The organism is Arthrobacter sp. FW306-1B-G06A (genome assembly GCF_058781765.1).
Window position 1 is genome coordinate 1 of sequence record NZ_JBYSXB010000095.1, and the last position, 649, is coordinate 649.

The window sequence follows — 649 nt, forward strand, 5'->3', positions numbered from 1 at the left end:
AGCGCACGGCCCGGCAACCCGCGGAGACATCGTGGATGCGGTGAGTGCCGGCGAGCCAAGCGTGGCCAAACACCTCCTGGCCCTTGAAAAGTTCGGCGTGATCAAAGTCGACGTCGAACCCGGCCGGAGGCACGGGCGGTCACCCCGCTATTCAGCGAACGCAGTCCGCATTAAGGAACTTCTGGATGCTCATCTCCAATATCTGCTGGAGGAATAGCCGCAGCGCGTTCCCCCTCCGGATGGAGTCCGATGTCTTTGTTGAGGAATTCAGAGATCGCGCGCAAAGTTTCCGGCGATACATCGCCCAAGGTCCGCGCAGCAAAAGACTTTACCCGGGCTGCCCGCAAAGACTTGACGAACTCAAGCTGAGAGTCGATTCGGTCCGGCAACGCGGCGTCGCCGCCTACCAAATAGGACGGATCGACGTTAAAGATGTCGCACAGGCCGGTCAGGAGGACCGCGTCCGTGACAAGTCGTCCAGACCCCTCCTTCATGTAAAACCAGCGAGCGCGCGAAAGTTTGATTCCCCGGTCAGCGAGTTCCGATTGAACTTCCTTAAATGTCACAGGCTTCCCCCGCTCGGCAACGACGACGTCAAGCAACAGGTTTAGACGACGGGCAAGCTGGGTCTGGGGAGACAAGGCGTCAG

General features: G+C 59.5%; 2 protein-coding genes. One reads left to right on the forward strand and one right to left on the reverse strand.

Annotated features, from left to right (window positions below; genetic code table 11):
• Positions 1 to 217, forward strand: a 217-nt coding sequence (locus tag AC3WJM_RS23025) for a hypothetical protein (protein ID WP_492273061.1), incomplete at its 5' end; no start/stop codon positions are given.
• Here AC3WJM_RS23025 and AC3WJM_RS23030 read toward each other — a convergent pair.
• Positions 171 to 649 (reverse strand): hypothetical protein (locus AC3WJM_RS23030; protein WP_492273062.1); only part of this gene is annotated, 479 nt, incomplete at its 5' end. The two genes, AC3WJM_RS23025 and AC3WJM_RS23030, sit on opposite strands and share 47 nt — an antisense overlap.